19 protein-coding genes are annotated in these 22,856 nt (G+C 66.0%); 14 read left to right on the top strand and 5 right to left on the bottom strand.

Annotated features, from left to right (window positions below):
• Nucleotides 1-186 precede the first annotated feature (186 nt).
• From ACLD02_RS04410 to ACLD02_RS04440, 7 genes are all read left to right on the top strand, one after another.
• Nucleotides 187-4,059, top strand: a complete 3,873-nt coding sequence (locus ACLD02_RS04410; RefSeq protein WP_410298044.1) for an autotransporter domain-containing protein — start codon at nt 187-189, stop codon at nt 4,057-4,059.
• Nucleotides 4,060-4,227: 168 nt separating this feature from the next.
• Nucleotides 4,228-4,890 (top strand): riboflavin synthase, encoded by a 663-nt coding sequence (locus ACLD02_RS04415; protein WP_203102959.1) that lies wholly within the window; start codon nt 4,228-4,230, stop codon nt 4,888-4,890.
• Between the two features lie 9 nt (nt 4,891-4,899).
• Complete coding sequence (gene ribBA / locus ACLD02_RS04420; protein ID WP_203102957.1) at nt 4,900-6,009, top strand: bifunctional 3,4-dihydroxy-2-butanone-4-phosphate synthase/GTP cyclohydrolase II; 1,110 nt, start codon at nt 4,900-4,902, stop codon at nt 6,007-6,009.
• A gap of 140 nt (nt 6,010-6,149) precedes the next feature.
• On the top strand, nt 6,150-6,620 hold the full coding sequence (gene ribE, locus ACLD02_RS04425; RefSeq protein ID WP_410298045.1) for a 6,7-dimethyl-8-ribityllumazine synthase: 471 nt from the start codon (nt 6,150-6,152) through the stop codon (nt 6,618-6,620).
• Nucleotides 6,620-7,120, top strand: coding sequence for a transcription antitermination factor NusB (nusB, locus tag ACLD02_RS04430; RefSeq protein WP_203102953.1), 501 nt, complete (start codon nt 6,620-6,622; stop codon nt 7,118-7,120). Before ribE ends, nusB begins: the two co-directional genes overlap by 1 nt.
• A gap of 19 nt (nt 7,121-7,139) precedes the next feature.
• Entirely contained in the window at nt 7,140-8,060 is a 921-nt protein-coding gene (thiL, locus tag ACLD02_RS04435; protein WP_203102952.1) for a thiamine-phosphate kinase, read from the top strand.
• Between the two features lie 178 nt (nt 8,061-8,238).
• The gene (locus tag ACLD02_RS04440) at nt 8,239-8,724 is read left to right on the top strand and encodes a phosphatidylglycerophosphatase A (RefSeq protein ID WP_410298046.1); all 486 of its coding nucleotides are present in this window, start codon (nt 8,239-8,241) and stop codon (nt 8,722-8,724) included.
• Nucleotides 8,725-8,765: 41 nt separating this feature from the next.
• On the opposite strand, the gene dxs is transcribed toward ACLD02_RS04440, so the two are convergent.
• The 4 genes from dxs to ACLD02_RS04460 all read right to left on the bottom strand — a co-directional run bounded on the left by dxs (nt 8,766) and on the right by ACLD02_RS04460 (nt 12,414).
• Complete coding sequence (gene dxs, locus ACLD02_RS04445) at nt 8,766-10,691, bottom strand: 1-deoxy-D-xylulose-5-phosphate synthase (protein ID WP_203102948.1); 1,926 nt, start codon at nt 10,689-10,691, stop codon at nt 8,766-8,768.
• Between the two features lie 102 nt (nt 10,692-10,793).
• On the bottom strand, nt 10,794-11,696 hold the full coding sequence (locus ACLD02_RS04450; RefSeq protein WP_410298047.1) for a polyprenyl synthetase family protein: 903 nt from the start codon (nt 11,694-11,696) through the stop codon (nt 10,794-10,796).
• Nucleotides 11,686-11,922, bottom strand: a complete 237-nt coding sequence (locus tag ACLD02_RS04455; protein WP_203102945.1) for an exodeoxyribonuclease VII small subunit — start codon at nt 11,920-11,922, stop codon at nt 11,686-11,688. Before ACLD02_RS04455 ends, ACLD02_RS04450 begins: the two co-directional genes overlap by 11 nt.
• Before the next feature lie 90 nt (nt 11,923-12,012).
• Nucleotides 12,013-12,414, bottom strand: a complete 402-nt coding sequence (locus ACLD02_RS04460; protein WP_203102943.1) for a GFA family protein — start codon at nt 12,412-12,414, stop codon at nt 12,013-12,015.
• Nucleotides 12,415-12,603: 189 nt separating this feature from the next.
• Here ACLD02_RS04460 and ACLD02_RS04465 point away from each other — a divergent pair, with 189 nt between their 5' ends.
• The 7 genes from ACLD02_RS04465 to ACLD02_RS04495 all read left to right on the top strand — a co-directional run bounded on the left by ACLD02_RS04465 (nt 12,604) and on the right by ACLD02_RS04495 (nt 22,010).
• Nucleotides 12,604-13,533 (top strand): tRNA dihydrouridine synthase, encoded by a 930-nt coding sequence (locus tag ACLD02_RS04465; protein ID WP_410298048.1) that lies wholly within the window; start codon nt 12,604-12,606, stop codon nt 13,531-13,533.
• A gap of 163 nt (nt 13,534-13,696) precedes the next feature.
• Nucleotides 13,697-13,954, top strand: coding sequence for a DUF4212 domain-containing protein (locus ACLD02_RS04470; protein ID WP_203102941.1), 258 nt, complete (start codon nt 13,697-13,699; stop codon nt 13,952-13,954).
• Nucleotides 13,955-13,973: 19 nt separating this feature from the next.
• Complete coding sequence (locus ACLD02_RS04475) at nt 13,974-15,770, top strand: sodium:solute symporter family protein (RefSeq protein ID WP_203102939.1); 1,797 nt, start codon at nt 13,974-13,976, stop codon at nt 15,768-15,770.
• A 101-nt stretch (nt 15,771-15,871) separates the two neighbouring features.
• Entirely contained in the window at nt 15,872-17,686 is a 1,815-nt protein-coding gene (locus ACLD02_RS04480; RefSeq protein ID WP_203102937.1) for a DUF294 nucleotidyltransferase-like domain-containing protein, read from the top strand.
• Nucleotides 17,687-17,693: 7 nt separating this feature from the next.
• Nucleotides 17,694-18,281, top strand: a complete 588-nt coding sequence (locus tag ACLD02_RS04485) for a 3'-5' exonuclease (protein ID WP_203104495.1) — start codon at nt 17,694-17,696, stop codon at nt 18,279-18,281.
• 32 nt (nt 18,282-18,313) lie between these two features.
• Nucleotides 18,314-18,535, top strand: coding sequence for a hypothetical protein (locus ACLD02_RS04490; protein WP_203102935.1), 222 nt, complete (start codon nt 18,314-18,316; stop codon nt 18,533-18,535).
• 109 nt (nt 18,536-18,644) lie between these two features.
• The gene (locus ACLD02_RS04495) at nt 18,645-22,010 is read left to right on the top strand and encodes a NahK/ErcS family hybrid sensor histidine kinase/response regulator (RefSeq protein WP_410298049.1); all 3,366 of its coding nucleotides are present in this window, start codon (nt 18,645-18,647) and stop codon (nt 22,008-22,010) included.
• Nucleotides 22,011-22,021: 11 nt separating this feature from the next.
• On the opposite strand, the gene ACLD02_RS04500 is transcribed toward ACLD02_RS04495, so the two are convergent.
• The gene (locus tag ACLD02_RS04500) at nt 22,022-22,672 is read right to left on the bottom strand and encodes a response regulator (RefSeq protein ID WP_203104493.1); all 651 of its coding nucleotides are present in this window, start codon (nt 22,670-22,672) and stop codon (nt 22,022-22,024) included.
• Between the last annotated feature and the right edge of the window lie 184 nt (nt 22,673-22,856).

Genomic DNA, 22,856 nt, shown 5'->3' on the forward strand with positions numbered 1-22,856 from the left:
TCTTTTTTGAATGATAACTTTCACGAAATTCATAAAACGATGCCGTGGTGAGGCGACCGGCGCCTTGCTATTTTTCTGCACCATCGTTGATAAAAATACCGAATCGAGGGTGCGATGTCCTGTTCTCCTTCCGGCCCTTGGGGGGCTGCTTTTATTCAAAAAAAATACATCGGGTTGTGTTTTTCCATGGTGCTGTTGCCGGCGATGGCGTCGGCGGTGTCCGGTACGCCGGGCGCCGGTGGCAGCGGTTCAGATGGCGTGCGCGGCGGCGCTGGGGGCGAGGGCGGCGGCGCGATGATCAACGCCGATGCGTCGCTGTCCATCGGCGCCGGCACCGAGTATGAAGGGGGCGCGGGTGGTCAGGGACATGCACTGGATGGCTATTACGATGCCGCGGACACCGCCGTCTTCGGCTTGGACGGAGCGGCATCGCTGGCCGGCCAGAGAGGTATCGCCGCCGGTGACAGCTTCAGTATCACTATTGATGGTGTAACGAAAACCATCACGATCAGCGCCACCGATACTTTGCCGGACATCGCCAACAAGATAAACGGTGCCTTCGCCGGCGGTCGTATCAGCGCCTATGCCACGAACCGTGGCGGCAGCGATTACCTGTCGATCACACAGACGGCGTATCTCTACAACATCGAGATGAACGACGTGACCAACACGCCGCTGGCGGCCCTGGGGCTCGACCGGGTGCTGGCCCGGCCGTTTGATCACGGTGGGCATGGTGGCGCCGGTGGCGACGGGTTGGTGCGGCAAGGGGCGGATCGGGTCACCGATAATGCCGGCGAGCTGTACGGTGGCCAGGGCGGCGAAGGCGGCTTCTCGGACTATTACGTGGCCGGTGAAGGGGGCCGGGGCGGCGTTGGCGGCGATGCTTTCCGTGACATGGACGGTGGCGGCACGCTAACCAATGAAACCAGTGGTTTCATTCAAGGTGGAAACGGCGGCGCCGGCGGTGTCGGCAGCACCTACGATTATCCCGCCTACGGCGGCGCGGGTGGAAACGGCGGCACCGGCGTGCGCATGGTGGGCGGTGCCCTGATCAACCAGGGCGACATTCTCGGCGGCGATGGCGGCCTCGGTGAGCAGGGCGGTGACGGGGGCACCGCCGGTGACGCGGTGTGGATCGACGATGCGGTGACCGTGCGGCAGTTATCCGGCGGTCTTTATGGCGGCTGGGGGGGTGACAGCGTTGGCGCCGGCGGCGATGGCGCCGATGGCGGCGCGGGCCTGCGCCTTACCGGAAGCGGCGCCAATGTAGAGATTCTGGGTGGCGAGGTGGTGGGGGGCCGGGGCGGCGATGGTGCCCAGAGTGGGGATGGCGGTGCCGGCATCGTCATGGACGGCGGCGATCTGATGATCGCCACCGGCGCCGAGGTGCAAGGTGGCGGCAGCGGTTTCGTCGGTTTCGGCATGGTGGCGGAGGGCGGCGTCGGCGTCAGCGGCGAGGATCTGGATGTCACCTTGGGCGGCACGGTGAGTGGCGGAACCCGCAGTGACGGCAGTAACCGCGCCGCTGCCATCCATTTCACCGGCGGCGCCAACCGGCTGACACTGCTGAGTGGCTTCCAGCAGAGCGGCGGGGTCCGGGCCGAGGGCGGCAATGATGTGCTGGCCCTGGGCGGCACCGACGACGGCATCTTCAATCTGGGCGACATCGGTACCGCGTTCCAGGGCTTCGAGGGCTTCGCCAAGCGCGGCGCCGGCACCTGGAGGCTGATCGGCAACGGTGCCCAGAACTGGTTGATCGAAGGGGGCACCCTGGCCGGCAACAGCGACGCGCTTCGGGGGGATGTGACCAACCAGGGCGTGCTGCGCTTTGAGCAGAGCCTGGACGGCGTCTACGCCGGCACCGTCAGCGGCGCCGGGGTGCTGGAAAAAACCGGCGCGGGCGTGCTGACCCTGAGTGGCGCCAATGGTCATGCCGGCGGCACCCTGGTCCGCGAGGGCGGCCTGTCGGTGGCCTCCGATGGCGCCCTGGGCGGCGGTGATCTGGGCCTGGATGGCGGCACGCTGATCGTTACCGGCACCGGCTTCGGCGGTACCGCCCGGCAACTGCAACTGGGCGCCGGTGGCGGCACCCTGGACGTGACCGTCGCCGGCCATGCCCTGATCTGGGACGGCCGCCTGGTCGGCCCGGGGGCTTTCGAGAAAACCGGTGCCGGCGATCTGGTGCTCACCGCCGCCAATACCTTTAGCGGCGGGCTGACCGTGAGCGACGGCACGCTCACCGGTGCCGCCGCCAGCCTGGGCAGCGGTGATATCGTCAATAACGCCACCCTGGTCATCGACCAGGCCGACGATGCCATGCTGAGCAACGGGTTCGCGGGCACTGGTGCGTTCCGCAAAGCCGGCACCGGCTGGTTGACGCTCGGCGGGGACGGCACCGCTTTCACCGGCGCCACGCGGATCGGCCAGGGTGGCCTGGCGGTAAACGGTGATTGGCGAAGCAGTGCCATGACCGTGGCCGACGGCGCCACCCTGGGCGGTAGCGGCCGGGTCGGCGCCACCGAGGTGGAAGCCGGCGGTACCCTGGCGGCGGGTAACTCCATCGGTACCCTGGCCGTGGACGGCGACCTGACCCTGAACAGCGGCGCCACCCTGGCGGTGGAAGTGGACCCGTCCGGTGGGGATGGTGACCGCGTCGAGGTGACCGGCCAGGCCAGCCTGGCCGGTTCGGTGGTCCATGTCGGCGCCGATGGCGGCTATCGCCCACTCAGCCAGTACACCTTTCTCCACGCCGATGGGGGTATTGTCGGCCAGTTCGACGACGTCTCCTCGGACTTCGCCTTTCTTGATCCGTCCCTGGTGTACGACAGCCATGATGTGAGCCTGCTGCTGGCGCGCAACAACGTGCGCTTTGCCAGCCTGGCGGAGACCGACAACCAGCGGGCGCTGGCGGCCTACGCGGAAACCCTGCCCACCGGCGAGGCCGCGCAACAGTATTTGCTGCCGCTCAGCGGAGCCCGGGTAGCGGCGGCGTTCGCGGCGCTTGGTGGTGACAGCCTGCTGGCCGGCCCCACGGTGGCGGTGGCGTTGCAGCGTCAGTTCGCGGATGCCCTGCGTCAGCGTGGCGGTGCCCTGGACGGCGGCTCGCGGGCCACGCTGAACGAGCGCCTGCAACGGGGGTTGCAGGCGCTGGCGGCACCCGGTAGTGGCGGCGAGCGCGCCGTAACCCCCACCGGGCTGACGCCGACCCGCGCGGCCGCCGACGGTGGTGACGAGCACGGCGGCGTCTGGGTGCAGGCGCGTTCCTCCCGTTACCAGGAGGACAGTGATTTCCCCACCGGCAATGCCGCCTACACTTTCCGGGGCGAGCAACTGGCCGTGGGCCTGGACGGGCGCCGGGGTGCCTGGCTGCTGGGCGCCGCCGTCGGGCGCGGGCAGGGCGAGTTTCACTATGATAACCGGGACGCGGATGGTGACCTGAAGGCCTGGTTCGCCGGCCTTTACGGACGCTGGCAGGGGAACGATGGGCTCTACGCGCGGGGCGACCTCAACTACGGCCGCGCCCGGGTGGATCACACTCGCACCATCGGTGCCGGGGTACTCGCCGAGTCCGACAGCGACCTGCGCAGCCTGCGTGTGGATCTGGAAGCCGGCGTCGATCTGATCCAGGGCGACCTTGTGTTGCGGCCCTATGGTCGCCTGGCCTGGACCCGGCTGGAGCGGGACGCCTTCACTGAAACCGGGGCCGGAGCGCTGGGGCTGGCCGTGGACGACACCACCCTGGGCGTGGGGGAAGCCGCCGTGGGGGTCGACGGCGCCCGTTACTTCCAGCTCGGGCGCCGGCGCCTGAGTCTGCACGCCGGGCTGGCCCTGGAGCGTGGCTTCGGTGACGCCCGTGCCGAGCAGGATGCCGCCTTCGTCGGGGCCGGGGGTGCCTTCCGGGTGGCCGGAGCCGAACGTGACCGCCTGCAGCTGGCCCCGCATCTGGGCGTGGGGCTGGCGGTGAATCCGGCTCTGTCCCTGTGGGCCGGTTATCAAGGCCGTCTGGGTGGCGAGCACCACAGCCAGGGGGCGCTGATCAGCGGCCGTCTTACCTGGTAACCCTTCCCCTCCCTTCTCTCGCCGTCGCCTTCCTCGCCCCGGGTTTGGACTGAATCCTCCGGGGCGTTTATGATTGCGCTCCTCCTGCATATTTCCGCGCGCCCGGCGGTTCTCCCGCACGTTCGGCCGGTCTTCACCGGCGTCCGCATCCGGCACAGAGGTACAGTCATGTTTACAGGCATCATTGAAGCCCAGGGACGGGTGGCGGCGCTGACCCCCGCCAACGGGGACGTGACGCTGCGCATCCAGAGCGCCGAACTGGATTTCGGCGACGTCAAACTGGGCGATTCGATCGCCGTCAACGGCGTTTGCCTGACGGTCACCGCCCTGGACGGCGGCGACGCCTTCAGCGCCGACGTGTCCGGCGAGACCCTGTCGCTGACCTCCCTGAAGCAAATCAAGGTCGGCAGCCGGGTGAACCTGGAGAAGGCGATGACGCCCTCCACGCGCATGGGCGGCCACCTGGTCAGCGGCCACGTGGACGGGCTGGGCACGGTCAAGGCGATGACCCCGGACGCGCGCTCGGTGCGCATCGACATCGAGGCGCCGGCGGAGCTGGCCCGCTACATCGCCCAGAAGGGCTCGATCACCGTGGACGGTATCAGCCTGACGGTGAACAGCGTGGACGGCGCGGTGTTCTCCCTGAACATCATTCCCCACACGCAGGAGGTCACCACCATCCAGGATTGGGCGGTGGGGACGCCAGTGAACCTGGAAGTTGATATCATTGCGCGCTACCTGGAGCGGCTGCTGCTCGGCGAGCGCGCCGCCCAACCCGGCTCCCAGGGCATTTCCACGGCCTTTCTGGCCGAGCACGGGTTTCTGAAATAAGGCGGACTTATGCAGTTGAACAGTATCGAGGAACTGATCGAGGACATTCGTCAGGGCAAGATGGTGATCCTGATGGATGACGAGGATCGGGAAAACGAAGGCGACCTGGTGATGGCCGCCGAGCACGTCACCCCGGACGCCATCAATTTCATGGCCCGTTACGCCTGTGGCCTGATCTGCATGCCGATGTCCAAGGAACGCTGCGAACAGCTCGACCTGCCGCTCATGGTCAGTGCCAACGGCAGCGGCTTCGGCACCAAGTTCACGGTCTCCATCGAGGCCCGCGAAGGGGTTTCCACCGGCATTTCCGCCGCCGACCGGGCGCGCACCGTGCAGGCCGCGGTGGCGCCGGACGCCAAGGCCTCCGACATCGTGCAGCCCGGCCACATCTTTCCGCTGATGGCCGAACCCGGTGGCGTGCTGCGCCGCGCCGGTCATACCGAGGCGGCCTGCGACCTGGCTTCCATGGCCGGCTGCGAGCCCGCCGGGGTGATTTGCGAGGTGATGAACCAGGACGGCTCCATGGCCCGTCGCCCGGACCTGGAAACCTTCGCCAAGGAGCACGGCATCAAGATCGGCACCATCGCCGACCTGATTCAGTACCGGGCCCTCAACGAGCAAACCATCGAGCAGGTTTCCGAGCACCCGCTGGATACCTGGTACGGCCAGTTCCGGCTGGTGGCCTTCAACGATACCGTGGATGGCCACCTGCACGTGGCCCTGGTGAAGGGCGAGATCCACGAGGACAAGGAAGTGGTGGTGCGCGTGCATCAGGTGGACCCGCTGCGCGACCTGATGAGCGCCAAACTGGATGGCCGCACCGGCTGGAACATGCACCGGGTGCTGGAAGCGCTGTCGGAAGCGGAAGCCGGGGTGGTGATCATCCTCGGGCAGGACGAGGATTCCGAGCCCAGCCTCAACCGGCTGCGCGCCTTCTTTGAAGGCGCCACCCCGCAACCCAAGGGCGAGTCCCGGGCCTATCGCAACATTGGCACCGGCTCACAGATTCTCAAGGCGCTGGGTGTGCGCAAGATGCGCCTGCTCAGCTCGCCGATGCGCTTCAACGCGCTCTCCGGCTTCGGTCTGGAGATCGTCGAATACGTGGAAGCGGACGGCTAAAACGCTGGACGCTTGACGCCGGACGCGAGACGCTGCTTCCCGGAAAGCGTCAGGCGTCCAGCGTCGAGCGTCCGGCTTCCCTATAAAAACGCCGTAAACATTGGCCCCTGCCAATAGCGATCGGCCAGAAGGACGGAAACATGCACGACATCAAGACCTTCGAAGGCACTCTGAACAACGTGGGTGGCCGCTACGCCCTGGTGGTGACCCGTTTCAACAGCTTCGTGGTGGAAGCCCTGCTCGCCGGCGCGGTGGACGCCCTGGTTCGTCATAGCGTGAGCCGCGACGACATCGAGATCATCCGCGTACCCGGCGCCTGGGAACTGCCGGTGGCGGTCAAGAACCTGCTCGCCAAACGCGACTATGACGCGGTGGTGGCGCTGGGCGCGGTGATCCGTGGCGGCACCGCTCACTTCGAGTACGTGGCCGGTGAAGCGGCCAAGGGCCTGGCGGCGGTGCAGAACGAATCCGGCGTGCCGGTGGCGTTCGGTGTACTGACCGTGGACAGCATCGAGCAAGCCATCGAGCGCAGCGGCACCAAAGCCGGCAACAAAGGCGCCGAGGCGGCCCTGTCCGCTCTGGAAATGGTTTCCCTGCTCAAGGCGCTTTGATGACCGTTCCGTCTTCCCCCAGCGCGCGCCGCAAGGCTCGCCGTTACGCTCTGCAGGCGCTCTACCAGTGGCAACTGGCCGGCAGCGCGCTGAGCGACATCGAGGCGCAGTTCCTGGCCAGCAACGATATGGAAAAGGTGGATCGAACCTATTTCCATGATCTGCTGCACGGCGTGCCGGCTCGGGTCGGCGAGCTGGATGAGGCGTTGCGGCCCTTCCTTGACCGCCGGGTGGAGGAGTTGTCCCAGGTGGAGAAGGCGTTGCTTCGGATCGGTGCCTTCGAGCTCAAGGAGCGTCTGGACGTACCCTACCGGGTGGTGATCAACGAGGGCATCGAACTGGCCAAGGTGTTCGGTGCCGAGGACTCCTTCAAATACGTCAATGGCGTGCTCGACAAGCTGGCGCGGCGGCTGCGCTCGGCGGAAACCGCCCACCGTCGCCGCGAGCCGGGCAACGATGGCCAGGCGGACAACGATGGCCAAGAGGGCGGCGACGCCTGAACCGACCGGGAGGCGGGCCATGGATGAATTCTCCCTGATCGAACGATACTTTCGCCGCCCCGGCCCGGGCGGCGAGGGCGTGCTGCTGGGGCCCGGCGACGACGCCGCCCTGCTGGCTCCGCCCGCCGGCGAACAGCTGGTGATGACCCTGGATACCAGCATCGCCGGCCGCCATTTTCCCGACGACCTGCCCCCCTTCGAGACCGGCCACCGCTGCCTGGCGGTGAATCTTTCCGACCTGTACGCCATGGGTGCCCGCCCGCTCTGGTTCCTGTTGTCGTTGACCCTGCCCGAGGTGGACGAAGCCTGGCTGGCGGAGTTCAGCCGGGGGATGTTCGCCCTGGCGGACCGGGCCGGCATCGACCTGGTCGGTGGCGACATGACCCGCGGCCCGCTGAGCGTGGCGATCCAGGCCACCGGCGCGGTGCGCGCCGACCGGGTGTTGCGCCGCGACGGCGCGCTGCCTGGCCAGCTTCTGGCGGTGGGCGGCGTGCCCGGCCTCGGAGGCCTGGGGCTGCGCCACTGGCAAGCCGGCCAACGGGACAGCGCCAGCGCTCGCCATTTCGCCGCCCCGGATCTGGATCTCACCCTGGGACAGCGGCTGGCCGGTCGGGCCGGGGCCTGCATCGACATCTCCGACGGCCTGCTCCAGGATCTGGGTCATATGCTCAAGGCCAGCGGCGGCCTGGGCGCGGTGATCGACACCGCGGCCCTGCCGGTGAACGACGAGCTGGCCGCCCTGGATTTGGCCGACCGCCTGGCGCTGCAGTTGTCCGGCGGCGACGATTACCGTCTGCTGTTCACCTGGCCCGCCGACGAGCCCTTGCCGGAGGGCACCCATGCTATCGGCCGCGTCACCGGCCCCGGCCCGGTGCGCCTGCGCGACGCGGACGGCGCCGAGCGCCCCGCCGACGCCCCCGGCTGGCGCCATTTCCCGTAGGAACGCCGCGGCATTGTTGTGTAGGAGCGGCTTTAGCCGCGATGGCCGCACCGGTTGATCGCGGCTAAAGCCGCTCCTACAGAGGAGAGGAGCGTTACGGCGGCCATCGCGGCTAAAGCGGATTGCCGCCCAGCCGCTCCTGCAACAGCCGCACGGAATCCAACCAAGGAAACGCCCTATGCATCCGGAATCCTTTCTCGTCCTGCTGGCCCAGGGCCTGGGCGCCGGTCTTTCCCCCTGGGCGCCGGGCACGCTGGCCTCGTTGCTGTTTCTGCTGCTCTGGTGGCCGCTGGCGCGGCTGCCTCGGTCTCGCTATCTGTTGGTGGTGCTGGTGGTGGCGGCGGCCGGTGTGCCGCTTTGCGGGCTGGCCTCCCAGGCGCTGGGCATCCATGACGCGGGCTCGGTGGTCTGGGATGAACTGGGTGGATTGTTGCTGGCCCTGGCGGTGGTGCCCCGGCGCCCGGTCTGGGGGCTGGCGGGGTTCGCCGTGTTCCGATTTTTCGATGTGCTCAAGCCGGGGCCGGTGGGCTGGGCGGACCTGCACCTGAACGGTGGCCTGGGGATCGTACTGGACGACCTGGTGGCCGGCGCCCTGGCGCTGGTGGTGCTTTCCGCCGTAGGAGCGGCTTTAGCCGCGATGGCCGCACCGGTTGATCGCGACTGAAGCGGAACGCCGCCCGGCCGCTCCTACAGACAGGGCCGGGTTCAGGCCCGGTGGGGCAGGGCGGTGTCCAGGCGCTTGAGACGCTCGCGTACGCTGGCCTCGATGCCGTCGGCGTCCAGGCCGTGCTGCGCCAACAGATCCTCGCGCTTGCCGTGGTGGATGAAGTGGTCCGGCAGCCCCAGGTTAAGCACCGGTACCGCCAGGCCTTCTTCCAGCACCAGCTCGTTCACCGCCGAGCCGGCGCCGCCCATGCGCTGGTGATCTTCCAGGGTGACCAGCAGGCCGTGCTGGCCGGCGGCGTCCAGCACCGCCTCCCGGTCCAGGGGTTTCACCCAGCGCATATCGATAACGGTGGCGTCCAGCTTTTCCGCCGCCTTCAGAGCCGCCGGCACCAGGGCGCCGAAGGCAAGCAGGGCGACCGGGCCCTTGCCCTGGCGCAGGGTGCGGCTCTTGCCAATGGGCAGTGGCGTCATTTCTCGCTGGATGGTGGCGCCAGGGCCGGTGCCACGGGGGTAACGCACCGCCGCCGGACCCTGGTGCAGCCAGGCGGTGTAAAGCAGTTGCCGGCACTCGTTCTCGTCGGAAGGCGCCGCCACGATCATGTTGGGCACGGTGCGCAGGTAGGCGAGATCGAACACGCCGCCGTGGGTGGCGCCGTCCTCGCCCACCAGGCCGGCCCGGTCCAGGCCGAAGGTCACGTCCAGGTTCTGCAGCGCCACGTCGTGGATCAACTGATCGTAGGCGCGCTGCAGGAAGGTGGAATAGATCGCCACTACCGGCTTACGGCCCTCGCAGGCCATGCCGCCGGCCAGGGTCACCGCGTGCTGCTCGCAAATCGCCACGTCATGGTAGCGGTCCGGAAAGCGGCGCGCGAAATCGACCATGCCCGAACCCTCGCACATGGCCGGGGTGATGCCGATCAGGCGCTGGTCGCGCTCGGCCAGATCGCACAGCCAGTCGCCGAACACCTGCTGGTACTTGGGGCCCGCGGCCGGGGCCGCCGGCTTGGCCGGCGTCACCTTGGGCTTGGGCTCGATCTTGTTGATCGCGTGGTAGCCCACCGGGTCCGCCTCGGCGGGGCCGAAACCCTTGCCCTTGGTGGTGTACACATGCAGCAATTGCGGACCTTCCAGGTCACGCATGGTGGCCAGGGTGGCGGTCAGTTCATCGAGATCATGGCCGTCGATGGGGCCGATGTAATTGAAGCCGATGGCCTCGAACAGCATGTCCGGGCTCACCATGTTCTTCATGCTCTCCTCGGTGCGGCGCACGAAGTCCCAGGCCGCCGGCATGGCCGAGAGCACCTTCTTGCCGCCCTCGCGCAGGGCGATGTAGGTCTTGGAGGCCCAGATGCGGGCGAAGTAGTTGGCCAGCCCGCCCACGTTGTGGCCGATGGACATGGTGTTGTCGTTGAGCACCACCAGCAGGTTGGCGCGGGTGTGGGCGGCGTGGCTGAGCGCCTCGAAGGCCTGGCCGGCGGTCATCGCGCCGTCGCCGATCACCGCCACCGTGCGGCGTTTCTCGCCGGCGTTCTCGGCGCCCAGGGCCATGCCCAGGGCGGCGCTGATGGAGGTGGAGGAATGGCCCACGCCAAAGGTGTCGTACTCGGATTCAGCGCGGTTGGGGAAACCGGACGGGCCATCCTGCTGGCGCACCTTGAGCAGGTCGTCGCGACGGCCAGTGAGGATCTTGTGCGGGTAGCACTGGTGGCCCACGTCCCACACCAGCCGGTCGTGGGGGGTGTCGAACAGATAGTGCAGCGCCACCGTCAGTTCCACCACGCCCAGGCCGGCGCCGAAGTGGCCGCCACTGCGGCCCACCGCGTAGAGCAGGTAGGCGCGCAGCTCGTCGGCCAGCCGTTCCAGCTCCGCCTCGGGAAGGCGGCGCAGGTCCGCCGGCGCCAGGACATCGTCCAGAAGGGGCGTGCGCGGGCGGGTCAGCGGAATGTCGGTGAACGTTTTTGGCATGGATATCGAGCCTGATTCAGTCGGCGGCGAAGGCATCGATTATAACGGTCGGAGCGGGTCCCCGTCAGGGGTGCCGACCGACCCCTTTGCCGGGCGCCGGGGTCAGTGGGTGCGTTGCACGATGTAGTGCGCCAATTGTTGCAATGGGCGGGCGGCTTCGCCGCAGCCCTCCAGCGCCCGCCGGGCCTGATCGCACAGAGTCTGGGCGCGCTGGCGGCTGGCCTCCAGGCCGAGCAGCGCCGGGAAAGTGCTTTTACCGTGTTTTTCATCCGACTTGCTGGGTTTGCCCAACTGGTCGGTGTCGGCGGTGACATCGAGAATGTCGTCCTGAATCTGGAACGCCAGCCCGATGGCGTCGCCAAAGGCGACCAACGCGCTTTCCAAAGCCGGGTCCGGCCGTTCCGCGGCGTGGTAGCCAAGCAGCAGACTGGCGGTGATCAGGCGACCGGTCTTCAGGTAATGCATGCGCTCCAGGGCGCTCACGTCCTGCAGCTGGCCGTGGGCGGCCATGTCCAGCATCTGGCCGGCGGCCATGCCGGCGCCGCCGGCGGCGCGGCACAGCACCCGTGACATGGCGACCCGGGCGGCGTCGGAGTAATCACCGGCGTCGCTGAGCAGCTCGAAGGCCAGGGTGAGCAGGGTGTCGCCGGCCAGGATCGCGGTGGCCTCGTCGAAGGCCCGGTGGCAGGTGGGCTGGCCCCGGCGCAGGTCGTCGTCGTCCATGGCTGGCAGGTCGTCGTGGACCAGGGAATAGGCGTGGATCGATTCCACCGCCACCGCCGCCACGTCGGCCTGGTCCGTGTCGCCGCCGGCCAGGCGGCAGGCGGCGTACACCAGCATCGGACGGATTCGCTTGCCGCCGGCCAGGGCGGCGTAGCGCATTGCCTCGGCGAGGCGCGGGCTGGCGCTGTTGGCGGGGTCGGGCAGGAGGTGGCGCAGGGCGTTTTCAAGCCGGGCGCGGCTGTCCTCGGCAAAGTCGTCGAAATGGTTCAAGTCAGGCGTCATCGCGGTTTTCGAACGGGGCGGGTTCCCCTTCCGGGTCCTGATCAAGCAGGATCCGTACCTTCTGCTCGGCCTGGGTCAGGGCCTGCTGGCATTCCCGGGTGAGCTTGACGCCCTGTTCGAAGGCCTGCAGGGATTCCTCCAGGGTGAGTTCACCGGATTCCATCCGCTCCACCAGGGCTTCCAGGCTGTCCAGGGCTTCTTCCAATTGCGGGGCTTTGTTGGCCATGAGTCTCTCTCTCTGAACGCGGCGCAACACTACTGTAGCGCCGCGGAGGGGTCAATCCGGGCCAGCGCCCGACCCGGGGTGGCCTGGTTTTCAGGTGTTGGGGGTTTGTGAGTACTTCTTAGCTCCAAGCCCCGGCTCATACCAGCCGGCCCGATCGTCCCAGAAGATGTGATCGTCCGGGTCCTGGCCGGGGTCCCGGTCCAGGCCGCCGGCGGGGACGATGGCCAGATCGTCGCGGGTGTGGGGCACCATGCCGCCACATAGCTGGCAGAAGGCCCGGGAGAATCGGGTTCCCGGCAGATCGTAGCGGCGCACCGAATCCTCGCCGGCGAGCCACTCCAGGTGGCTGGCCGGCGCCATCAGATTGGCGGCATGGGCGGTGCCGCTGAAACGGCGGCAGCGCGAGCAATGGCACAGATGGAATTGATGAAATGGGCCCTGGATGCGGTAGCGCACCTGGCCGCACAAGCAGCCTCCTTCATGGGTACTCATGGGGACAATCCTCATTCCAAAAGGGTCTAACCATGGCCTTCCGCCGGGGAGCGCCGGCTCCTATAGTGAAATGCCCGCCCGGTGGTCGCAAGCGGCTTCTTCCTCTGATCTCCTTTAATCTATGGCGTTTCGCTTGCGATACGGGCGGGGTCCCTCGCCGGCACCGCCACGCTGTTATACTCCGCGCCCATGAAACTGATCCTCGCCCCCATGGAGGGCCTGGCGGACTATTGGGTACGCCGGGCGCTCACCGATGTTGGCCATTACGACTGGTGCGTCAGCGAATTCGTGCGCGTCAGCGGCATGCTGTTGCCGCCACGGGTCTTTTATCGCTGGTGCCCGGAATTGCGCGATGGCGCGCGTACCCGGGCCGGTACGCCGGTGCATCTGCAGCTGTTGGGGTCCGACCCGGCCTGTATGGCCGACAATGCGGCGCGCGCCGTGGAACTGGGAGCGCCGGCCATTGACCTGAACTTCGGTTGCCCGGCGAAGACCGTGAACCGCCATCGCGGCGGCGCGGTACTGCTGGATGAGCCGGAGCTGGTGCACGCGGTGACGGCGGCGGTGCGGCGGGCGGTGCCGGAGCCCGTTCCGGTATCGGTGAAGATGCGTCTTGGCAACGCCGATGATGCCCGTGCCCTGGATAATGCGCGGGCCGTGGAGGACGCCGGCGCCGCCTGGCTCACCGTGCACGGACGCACCAAGCGTCAGGGATACCGACCGCCGGCTTATTGGGATCGCATCGGCGCGATCCGCGAGGCGGTGTCCCTGCCGGTGATCGCCAACGGTGAAATCTGGAATGTCGAGGATGCGCGTCGCTGCCAGCGCGAAAGTGGTTGCCCGGACCTGATGCTGGGCCGGGGCGCGGTGGCCGATCCTTTGCTGGTGCGAGCAGTGCGCGGCGGTGCCCCGGCGAGCTGGCCCGAGGTGCTGGCGGTGCTGGGGGATTTCGGCGAGTCGATTTTCGATACCGGCACCGAGCCGCAGCTGTGCGGCCGCGTGAAACAATGGCTCAGTTATTCTCGTCGCCGCTGGCCGGAGGCGGCGGCGCTGTTGCAGAGCGTTAAGCGGGAAACCCGCATTCGCCCCCTGGTGGCGACCCTTCACCGCACGGCCTGAAGCCGCTCCTGCCGTTGCCGCCTTCGACCTTCGTCGAACCTCCGTCGGGCTGGAGCCCGCGTCAGCCGGGCCTTCGACTAAAGTCATACTGTGGCGACCCATCCCTTTGTTTAGTCTTCCTGGCAGCAAGAGTTTTACCGTCAGTACGCAGAGGGGTAAACCAATGAGAGAAGAAAACGCCCGCGCCTACTGGGCCGCCAACGTGAAGTTGATCCTGAGTTATCTGGTCGTGTGGTTCGTCGTGTCCTATGGCTGCGGCATTCTGCTCGCCGATGTGCTCAACAACATTCAGTTTTTCGGTTTCAAGCTGGGTTTCTGGTTCGCACAACAAGGCTCGATCTATGTGTTCCTGGCGCTGATCATCATGTATGCGCGCTCGATGAACAAACTGGATCGCAAATTCGACGTCCACGAAGAGTAATAACAAGAGGACCGGAAAAATGGATGTTCAACTGCTCACCTATATCTTCGTGGGCGCGTCGTTCGCGCTCTATATCGGCATCGCGATCTGGTCGCGGGCCGCGTCCACGAAGGACTTTTATGTCGCCGGCGGTGGCGTGTCGCCGATCGCCAACGGTGCCGCTACCGCGGCGGACTGGATGTCGGCGGCCTCGTTCATTTCCATGGCGGGCATCATCGCCTATGCCGGCTACGATGCCTCGGTGTATCTGATGGGCTGGACCGGTGGCTATGTGCTGCTGGCGATGTTGTTGGCCCCTTACCTGCGTAAGTTTGGCAAGTTCACGGTGCCGGATTTCATCGGTGACCGTTATTACTCCAACGTCGCCCGCACGGTGGCGGTGGTCTGCGTTATTTTCGTGTCGTTCACCTACGTGGCCGGGCAGATGCGCGGTGTCGGTATCGTGTTCGCCCGCTTCCTGGAAGTGGATGTGAACCTGGGCGTGATCATCGGCATGGCGATCGTGTTTTTCTACGCGGTGCTGGGTGGCATGAAGGGCATTACCTATACCCAGGTGGCGCAGTACTGTGTATTGATTTTCGCCTTCCTGGTACCGGCGGTGTTCCTTTCCATCCTGATGACCGGTCATGTCCTGCCGCAAACCGGGTTTGGTGCCACGGTGCTTGATGCCGCCGGGAATGACACCGGCGTGTATCTGCTCGAACGGCTTGATCAGATCGTCCAGGATCTTGGCTTCGGCGCCTACACCGACGGTAGCAAGAGCACCATTGATGTGTTCTTCATCACCGCGGCGCTGATGTGTGGCACCGCCGGCCTGCCCCATGTGATCGTGCGTTTCTTCACCGTGCCCACGGTACGTGACGCGCGTATCAGCGCTGGCTGGGCACTGTTCTTCATCGCCCTGCTGTACACCACCGCGCCGGCGGTGGGCGCGTTCGCGCGCACCAACCTGATCGAGACCGTCAACAACGCCGAATACGAGCAACTGCCGGAGTGGTTCTACAACTGGGAGAACTCCGGGCTGATCGGCTGGCTCGACAAGAACGGCGACGGCCGCGTGCAGATGGCCGCCGGCGACCCCTTCCAGGGCAAGCCCAACTTCGCCGGTGATCGCAATCAGACGGCCGGTGATTTCGGCCAGCGGGTGGTCACCAATGCCCCCACTGATAATAAATCCGAGGTCTATATCGACCGCGACATCATCGTGCTGGCCAACCCGGAAATCGGCAATCTGCCGGCCTGGGTGATCGCGCTGGTGGCGGCCGGTGGCGTGGCGGCGGCGCTGTCCACGGCGGCCGGCTTGTTGTTGGTGATCTCATCGGCGGTATCCCATGATTTGCTCAAGAAGACCCTGAAACCGGATATCACCGAGAAGCAGGAGTTGATGGCCGCCCGGCTGGCCGCCATCGTGGCGATCTGTATCGCCGGCTACTTCGGGATCAATCCACCCGGGTTCGTGGCCCAGGTGGTGGCGTTCGCCTTCGGGCTCGCCGCGGCCAGCTTCTTCCCGGTGATTCTGATGGGCATCTTCTACCGTCGCATGAACAAGGAAGGGGCGATCGCCGGCATGGCGGTGGGCCTGATCTTCACCTTCTCCTACATCGTGTACTTCAAGTTCGTGTCGCCGGAGCTGAACAGCGCCGAGCACTGGCTGTTCGGGGTGTCGCCGGAAGGCATTGGCACCGTGGGCATGATCCTCAACTTCCTGGTGGCTTTCCTGGTGTCTCGCGTGACCGCGGCGCCGCCGGAGGAAATCCAGCACATCGTCGAGGATATCCGTGTACCGCGGGGCGCCGGCCAGGCCCACGCCCACTGACGCGCGATGACCCAAAACGGAGTAAAGTGAAAATCGGGGCGGCGCCTGGCGTCGCCCCGATTGCCGTTATGGAGGCCCCCGCGCGGGCGGGGTGAATCGCCATGATTGATGTGGATTTCGAGCAACCGCCGTTCTCACTGCTGGACGAAGGGCAGCGCGGGCGCCTTAAGGCGGCCATGGAAATGGCTTACTTCGAGGCCGGCGAGGTTTTGCTGGAGGCACGCCACCCGGCGCCCTCCGTATATCTGGTGCACAAGGGCGCGGTGCTGGAACTGGACCCGACCCTGCCGGCGGACGCGGGTCGCCTTGGGGTATATACCGCCGGGGATCTGTTCGGCGCCATGAGCGTGCTCAATGGCCGCAGCCGTTACCGTTTCGTCACCGAGGAAGAAACCCTCTGTTATCTGATCCCCGCCGAGCTGTTCAGGACCCTCTGCGAGGAACAGCCGGCGTTCGCGGATTACTTCCGGCAGCGGCTGGCGAGCAAGAACCGGCTGCTGGCCGAGCGCCGGGAAGGCGGCGTCACCATGGCCGGCTTCATGCTGGCGCGGGTCAACCAGTGCATGCGTGAGCCGCTGATCCTGCCCAGCGGAGGCACCGTCCAGCAGGCGGTGGCGGCGCTTAATGAGCGCCAGGTGGACAGCCTGCTGGTGGAGCGCGACGGCCATGTGGGCGTGATCACCAAGACCGACCTGTTGCGCGGCTTGGTCAACGAGGGGCTGACCCCCGCCTCGCCGGCGTTGTCACTGGCCACCTTCGAGTTGATCAAGGCGCCGCCGGAGGAGTACCTGTTCGCTGCCCTGGTAAGCATGACGCGCAGTCGCGTGGAGCGGGTGGTGGTGATGGAGGGCCGCAAACCGGTGGGCGTGGTGGAGCTTACCGATGTGCTCAGCTTTTTCTCCAGCCGCTCCTACGTGGTGGGCCTGGAGGTGGAGCGCGCGGACAGCCTGGAGGCGCTCTCCCTGGCCAGCGCCCGGTTGCCGGAACTGGTGCGGGCCTTGATGGCCCAGGGCGTGAAAATGCGCTTCGCCATGGATCTTCTGGCCGCTCTCAATGGCCGCATCATCAGCAAGGCGTTCCAGTTCGTGGTGCCCGAGGCAGACCAGGAACACGGCTGCCTGCTGGTGTTGGGCAGCGAGGGGCGCGGCGAACAGATTCTCAAGACCGACCAGGACAATGCATTGATTCTGGATGATGCCGCCGACTGGCCGGAGCGTGATGAATACATGCGCCGTTTCACCGAGACGCTGCTGTCGCTGGGGTATCCGCGTTGCCCGGGCAATATCATGGTGTCCAACCCGGACTGGGTGGGTTCGGTATCGCGCTGGCGCGAGCAGATTTCCCGCTGGGCCGGGCAGGGAGATGACGCGGCGATGATGAACCTGGCGATTCTGATCGACGCCCATCCGGTGGCGGGCCGGACGGAACTGGTGGCTGGGCTGCGCGAGGCTTTGTTCCAGCGCTGCAGTGGCGACCAGATCCTGCTGTCGCGATTCGCGCGGCCATCGCTCAAATTCTCCACGCCTCTGAACTGGTTCGGCGCGCTTAAGAAACCGGACCAGGGCATCGATATCAAGAAGGGCGGGCTGTTTCCGGTGGTTCACGGGGTACGCTCCATGACTCTTGAGCAACGGATCGAGGAGACCGGCACCCTGGCGCGGCTGGAACGGCTGGTCGACGCCGGACAGATGGAGGCGGCCTTCGCCGAGGAGTTGGGCGAGGCCATGGCGCTGTTTTCCGAGCTGCGCCTCAAACAGCAACTGATGCGCCTGGAGGGGGAGGCCGGTGATTTGCCCGGCAACCAGCTGCAGGTGGAGCGGCTCACCGCTCTGGAGCGGGACCTGCTGCGGGATTCGCTGCAGGTGGTCAATGAATTCAAGAAACGCCTGTCCCGGCGTTTCCATCTGGAATATTGAGGTGGCGATGCTGAAAAGGCTGGTACAGAAGCGCCGGCATGGTAACGGCCCCCACGGTCATTTGTTCGAGACGCCGGATGGCAGTGAGCTGATGGCGCTGGATTGCGAGACCACCGGCCTGGACCCGCGCCGCGCGGAGCTGGTGTCGGTGGCGGCGGTGCCGATCCGGGGTGGCCGGGTGTGCGCCGGCGCCGCCCTGGACCTTCATATGGCGCCGCCGCCCAGTCTGGATGGCGAGTCGATTTGTATTCACCGTTTGCGCGGAGTGGATCTGGCCGGAGGCCTCGAGGTGGACGAGGCCCTGGAGCAGTTGCTGGCGTTCGTCGGCAACCGGCCCCTGGTGGGCTGGTGCCTGGATTTCGATCTGGCGGTACTCAATCGCTACCTGCGTCCCCGGTTGGGGTTCGCTCTGCCCAATCCAGTGGTGGAGTTGTCTGATCTTTATCGCAAGCGTGAGCGCTATCGCAGCCCGGAGGCGCTGCCGGATCTGCGTTTCGAGAAAGTGGCCGGTAAGCTGGGCGTGCCGGTGATCGGCCGTCATACCGCTCGCGGCGACGCCACCACGGCGGCGCTGATGTACCTGAAACTCAAGTAGCGGTCCGCGACGGTCCGCCGGGGAGAATAACAATGCAATATCTGCAAGGCGCCTTGTTGCTCGGCGGCCTGCTGTTGGTGGCGCTGGCCTACGGCCGCTACATCCGGCGTACCGGTGACTGGTCCGGCGTGCTGCGTTTCTGGGCCAGGGGCATGGCTCTGTCGGTGGTGGAATTCAAGATCCAGCGTGCCGGGCTGATGGTGCTGATGCTGGCGGTGGTGGTACGGTTCTGCCAGGTTTTGTTTCAGTGGTGATGCCTTGTTGAGTCTATGGCAACTGGGGCTGATGGCCCTGTTGTACGTGATGGTGCTGTTCATCATCGCCTGATGGGGCGACCGGGCGGAGCGGCGCGGGCTGCCGGTGGTGAACAACGCCTGGACCTACAGCCTGGGGCTGGGAGTGTACTGCACCTCCTGGACGTTTTATGGCGCCGTGGGTGAGGCGGCCCACAGTGGCTGGACTTACCTGCCCATCTATCTGGGCCCGATCCTTACCATGCTGCTTGGTGGTGAGCTGATCTATAAGCTGGTATCGGTGGGTAAGCAGCACCACATTACCTCGATCGCCGACTTCCTGGCGGCGCGCTATGGTAAATCCCGGCAACTGGCGGTGCTGGTCACGGTGGTGGCCATCGTCGGCGTGTTGCCTTACATCGCCCTGCAGCTCAAGGCGGTGACCCTGTCCTTCGAGCATGTGGTGGGAGCCAGCGCCACGCCACCGTTGGATATCGCCCTGGCGGTTTCGGCCTTGATGGCGGTATTCACCCTGCTGTTCGGCACCCGCCATATCGACGCGACGGAACACCAGTCCGGCCTGATGCTGGCGGTCAGCTTCGAGTCCTTCATCAAGCTGGTGGCGTTCGTGATCATGGGGCTGTTCTGCCTGTTCGTGGTGTTCGAGGGGCCGGCGGACCTGTGGCGGCGGGTGATGGCGGCGCCGGATTTGCGCGCCACCTTCGAGCCGGCGCTGTTCTCGCAGAACTTCGTCACCGCCCTGTTGCTGTCGATGCTGGCGATCCTGTGCCTGCCGCGCCAGTTTCATGCCGGGGTGGTGGAAAATAATGACATCCAGCACCTGCGCAAGGCGCGCTGGCTGATGCCGTTGTACCTGGCGCTGTTCGCCGTGTTCGTGCTGCCGATCGTGGCCGCCGGGCTGCTGACCCAGCCTCACTCCGGGTCCGCGGACATGTACATGCTGTCGTTGCCCATGGCGGCCGGCAACAACGCCATGATGCTGCTGGCGTTTATCGGTGGTATCGCCGCCGCCACCGGCATGGTGATCATGTCCACCATGGCGCTGGCGATCATGCTCACCAATGAGGTGCTGATGCCGGCCTGGGTGCAGTACCGTATCCAGGGCGATGAGGAATTGTCCGACCTGAGCAACCAGGTGCGCTTGCTGCGGCGGCTGAGCATCGTGGTGCTGCTGGCCTTGGCGTTCGTGTTCCATATCATGATCGACCGTTTCGAGGGCCTGGCTCGCATTGGTTTGCTGTCCTTTGCCGCCGTGGCGCAACTGGCGCCGGCGTTGATCGGCGGCCTCTACTGGCACCGTGGCCACCAGAGTGGCGCCTTCGTCGGGCTGATCGTCGGTTTTCTGGTGTGGGCCTATTGCCTGTTGCTGCCTTTGCTGCTGCCCATGGAGTGGGTGGATTACCTGAATAGCCATGGCCTGTTCGGCCTCGGGTTGCTGCGCCCCTATGCGCTGTTCGGTATCGAGGGCCTGGCACCGCTTACCCATGGCGTGTTCTGGAGCCTGAGCCTGAACCTGGTGGCCTATGTGGCGTTCTCCCGGCGCGCCCGGCATTCGCCACTGGACGAGACTCAGGCCACCCGCTTCGTGGACACGCCCACGGACTGGTGGCGGGAAGGCATGGGCCATCCGTTGATCACCACCGGCGAGCTGCTGCAGGTGTGCGAGCGCGGGCTGGGGCATCCCCGTGCCCGGCCGCTGTTCTTCGATTACCTGCATCGCCGACAGATTTCCGAGGACCCGTCCCTGCCGGCCCCTCTGCACCTGGTACGTTACGTGGAGCGGCTGCTGGCCGGTGCCATGGGTGCCTCCACCGCGCGCATCGTGATGGGTTCTCTGCTCAGCAAGCAGAGCGTGCGCCGCGATGACATGGTGCGCATCATGGATGAGGCGTCGCAGCTGATTCAGTTCAACCACCAGTTGTTGCGCACCACCATCGAGACCATCAGTCAGGGTATTTGCGTGGTGGACCGGGACCTGAACATCGTCGCCTGGAACCAGGCCTACGTGAATCTGTTCGGCTACCCGGAAGGGTTTATTCGCCTGGGCCGGCCTATTGAGGAAGTTTACCGTCACAACGCGGAACGCGGCTTTTACGATGGCCGGGACCTGGAACAGGATGTGCGCAAGCGGGTACAGCTATTGCGCGAGGGCAGTGCCCACAGCTTCGAGCGGGAGCTGCCCAATGGCGTGATCGTGGAGGTGCGTGGCAATCCCATGGAAGGTGGTGGCTTTGTCAGCACCTACATGGATATCACCGAGCGTAAGCGCGATGAGATCGCTCTGCGTCAGATCAACGAGAACCTGGAGCAGATGGTCTCCGAGCGTACCCGGCGACTGTCCGAGGTGAACAGCCAGCTCGAGCAGGCCAACGAGGGCAAGACCCGTTTCCTGGCCGCCGCCGGCCATGATCTGATGCAGCCGCTCAACGCGGCCCAGTTGTTCGCCTCGTCGTTGTCCCAGCGGCTTGGGCAACGCGATGGTGAGTTCGGTTACGAACGTCAGGTGCTGGGGCACATCGATAGTTCCTTGCGCGCCGCCGAGCAGATTATTTCGGCGTTGTTGGAAATCAGCCGCCTGGACACCGGCACCATGCAGGCCAACCCCGCTACCGTGGCGGTGCGCCCCCTGATGCAGCAGCTTGGCCAGGAATTCAGCGTGCTGGCCAGGGCCGAAGGGCTTTCCCTGCGCACCGTGTACAGCGATCTCTACGTGCGCACCGACGAGGCACTGCTGCGCCGGGTGCTGCAGAATTTGCTGTCCAACGCCGTCCGCTATACCGAACGGGGCAGGGTGTTGTTCGGCTGCCGGCGGCGTGGCGACACCCTGCGTATCGAGATCTGGGATACCGGCCCGGGTATCCCCGAGGACCAGCAGACCAAGGTGTTCCACGAGTTCATGCGGCTGCCCCAGCAGGGGCGCCGGCAGGTCAAGGGGCTGGGGCTGGGGCTGGCGATTGCGGACCGCATCTGCCGATTGCTGGGCCACCGCATCACGGTGCAGTCCTGGCCCGGCAAGGGCACGGTGTTCTCGGTGTACGTGCCGCTGGCCGGGGCGGCGGCGGTGGAAGAGACCACCCCGATCCCGGCCCCGGCACTGGAAGATCGCCATGATCTGGCCGGCACCCGCGTGTTCTGCGTGGACAATGATCCCGCCTTGCTGGCCAGCCTGGAAGCCTTGCTGCGCGCTTTGGGCTGCGAGCCGGTCACCGCCGGCTCCCGGGAGGAGGCCCTGCGCAAAGCCCATGGCCAACCGGAACCGGACCTGCTGCTGGTGGATTACCAACTGGATGGTGGCGAGACCGGTTTCCAGGTCATCGAAGCCCTGGATGGTTATTGGGAGGACGTGGTGCCGGCGATGCTGATCACCGCAGATCGGCGCGCCGAGGTTCAGGCCCGGGCGCGGGAAAAGGGCGTTGGTTTCCTACAGAAGCCGGTCAGCGAGGAGACCATTCTCAATGTCCTGCGCGGGCTGTAACCGTAACGGCGTTATTCCAGGCCCGGCGGTTCGATGGCGAGGTCCTTGAGTGCCAGCACCGCCTGGGTACGGTTGCGCACGCCGAGCTTGCGGAAGATCGCCGTCATGTGTGCTTTCACGGTGGCTTCGGAAACCTCCAGCTCGTAGGCGATGACCTTGTTCTGCATGCCTTCCATGAGCATGCCCATGACCCGGAACTGCTGCGGCGTGAGGCTGGTGATGCGTTCGCGCATGCCGGCGAAATCGCCGGGCTCGGGAGGAAGGGGGCGACGGGCATAGTCCGGTACCCAGAGCTCGCCGTCGATGATTCTGGAAAGTGCCCGGGTCATGTCGTCCACGGACGCGGACTTGGGAATGAACCCGTCGGCGCCGAACTGGATGGAGCGCTGGATCACGTCCAGGGCCTCGTTGGCGGAGATCACCACCAGCGGCACCTTGTTGTACAGCTCACGCAGATAGATCAGGCCGGAAAAGCCATGGGTGCCGGGCATGTGAAGGTCCAGCAGGATCAGGTCGAAGGGCACCTGATCCTCGCCCAGGCGTTCCAGGGAGGCCAGGGAATCCGCCTCGAAAATGTCGGCGTGTTCGAAGCTCACGTCCACGGCCTGGCGCAGCGCGGCACGAAAAAGGGGATGGTCGTCGGCGATCAGTATTTTCATTATTGGGGCCTGTGACTCGTTGTCCCGGCAGTATACACGGCGGAAGCGGGCCTGCCGCCGCCGGCCTTCGGCAAAGTGATCCGATGGGCAAAAAAAGAGAGGGCCCCCCACCAGGGAGGGCACCGTGGAAACTCTCCGGAGCCATATTGTCGGAGCAAGGCAAGGTTGTCACCCGGTGCGCGGCGGG

The organism is Alloalcanivorax sp. C16-2, from assembly GCF_046507615.1.
In the GTDB taxonomy this organism is placed as follows: Bacteria; Pseudomonadota; Gammaproteobacteria; order Pseudomonadales; family Alcanivoracaceae; genus Alloalcanivorax; species Alloalcanivorax marinus_A.

Coding starts and splice junctions, on each gene's coding strand:
- ACLD02_RS04410 (WP_410298044.1), top strand. CDS start 187: ATGGTGCTGTTGCCGGCGATGGCGTCGGCGGTGTCCGGTACGCCGGGC.
- ACLD02_RS04415 (WP_203102959.1), top strand. CDS start 4,228: ATGTTTACAGGCATCATTGAAGCCCAGGGACGGGTGGCGGCGCTGACC.
- ribBA (WP_203102957.1), top strand. CDS start 4,900: ATGCAGTTGAACAGTATCGAGGAACTGATCGAGGACATTCGTCAGGGC.
- ribE (WP_410298045.1), top strand. CDS start 6,150: ATGCACGACATCAAGACCTTCGAAGGCACTCTGAACAACGTGGGTGGC.
- nusB (WP_203102953.1), top strand. CDS start 6,620: ATGACCGTTCCGTCTTCCCCCAGCGCGCGCCGCAAGGCTCGCCGTTAC.
- thiL (WP_203102952.1), top strand. CDS start 7,140: ATGGATGAATTCTCCCTGATCGAACGATACTTTCGCCGCCCCGGCCCG.
- ACLD02_RS04440 (WP_410298046.1), top strand. CDS start 8,239: ATGCATCCGGAATCCTTTCTCGTCCTGCTGGCCCAGGGCCTGGGCGCC.
- dxs (WP_203102948.1), bottom strand. CDS start 10,691: ATGCCAAAAACGTTCACCGACATTCCGCTGACCCGCCCGCGCACGCCC.
- ACLD02_RS04450 (WP_410298047.1), bottom strand. CDS start 11,696: ATGACGCCTGACTTGAACCATTTCGACGACTTTGCCGAGGACAGCCGC.
- ACLD02_RS04455 (WP_203102945.1), bottom strand. CDS start 11,922: ATGGCCAACAAAGCCCCGCAATTGGAAGAAGCCCTGGACAGCCTGGAA.
- ACLD02_RS04460 (WP_203102943.1), bottom strand. CDS start 12,414: ATGAGTACCCATGAAGGAGGCTGCTTGTGCGGCCAGGTGCGCTACCGC.
- ACLD02_RS04465 (WP_410298048.1), top strand. CDS start 12,604: ATGAAACTGATCCTCGCCCCCATGGAGGGCCTGGCGGACTATTGGGTA.
- ACLD02_RS04470 (WP_203102941.1), top strand. CDS start 13,697: ATGAGAGAAGAAAACGCCCGCGCCTACTGGGCCGCCAACGTGAAGTTG.
- ACLD02_RS04475 (WP_203102939.1), top strand. CDS start 13,974: ATGGATGTTCAACTGCTCACCTATATCTTCGTGGGCGCGTCGTTCGCG.
- ACLD02_RS04480 (WP_203102937.1), top strand. CDS start 15,872: ATGATTGATGTGGATTTCGAGCAACCGCCGTTCTCACTGCTGGACGAA.
- ACLD02_RS04485 (WP_203104495.1), top strand. CDS start 17,694: ATGCTGAAAAGGCTGGTACAGAAGCGCCGGCATGGTAACGGCCCCCAC.
- ACLD02_RS04490 (WP_203102935.1), top strand. CDS start 18,314: ATGCAATATCTGCAAGGCGCCTTGTTGCTCGGCGGCCTGCTGTTGGTG.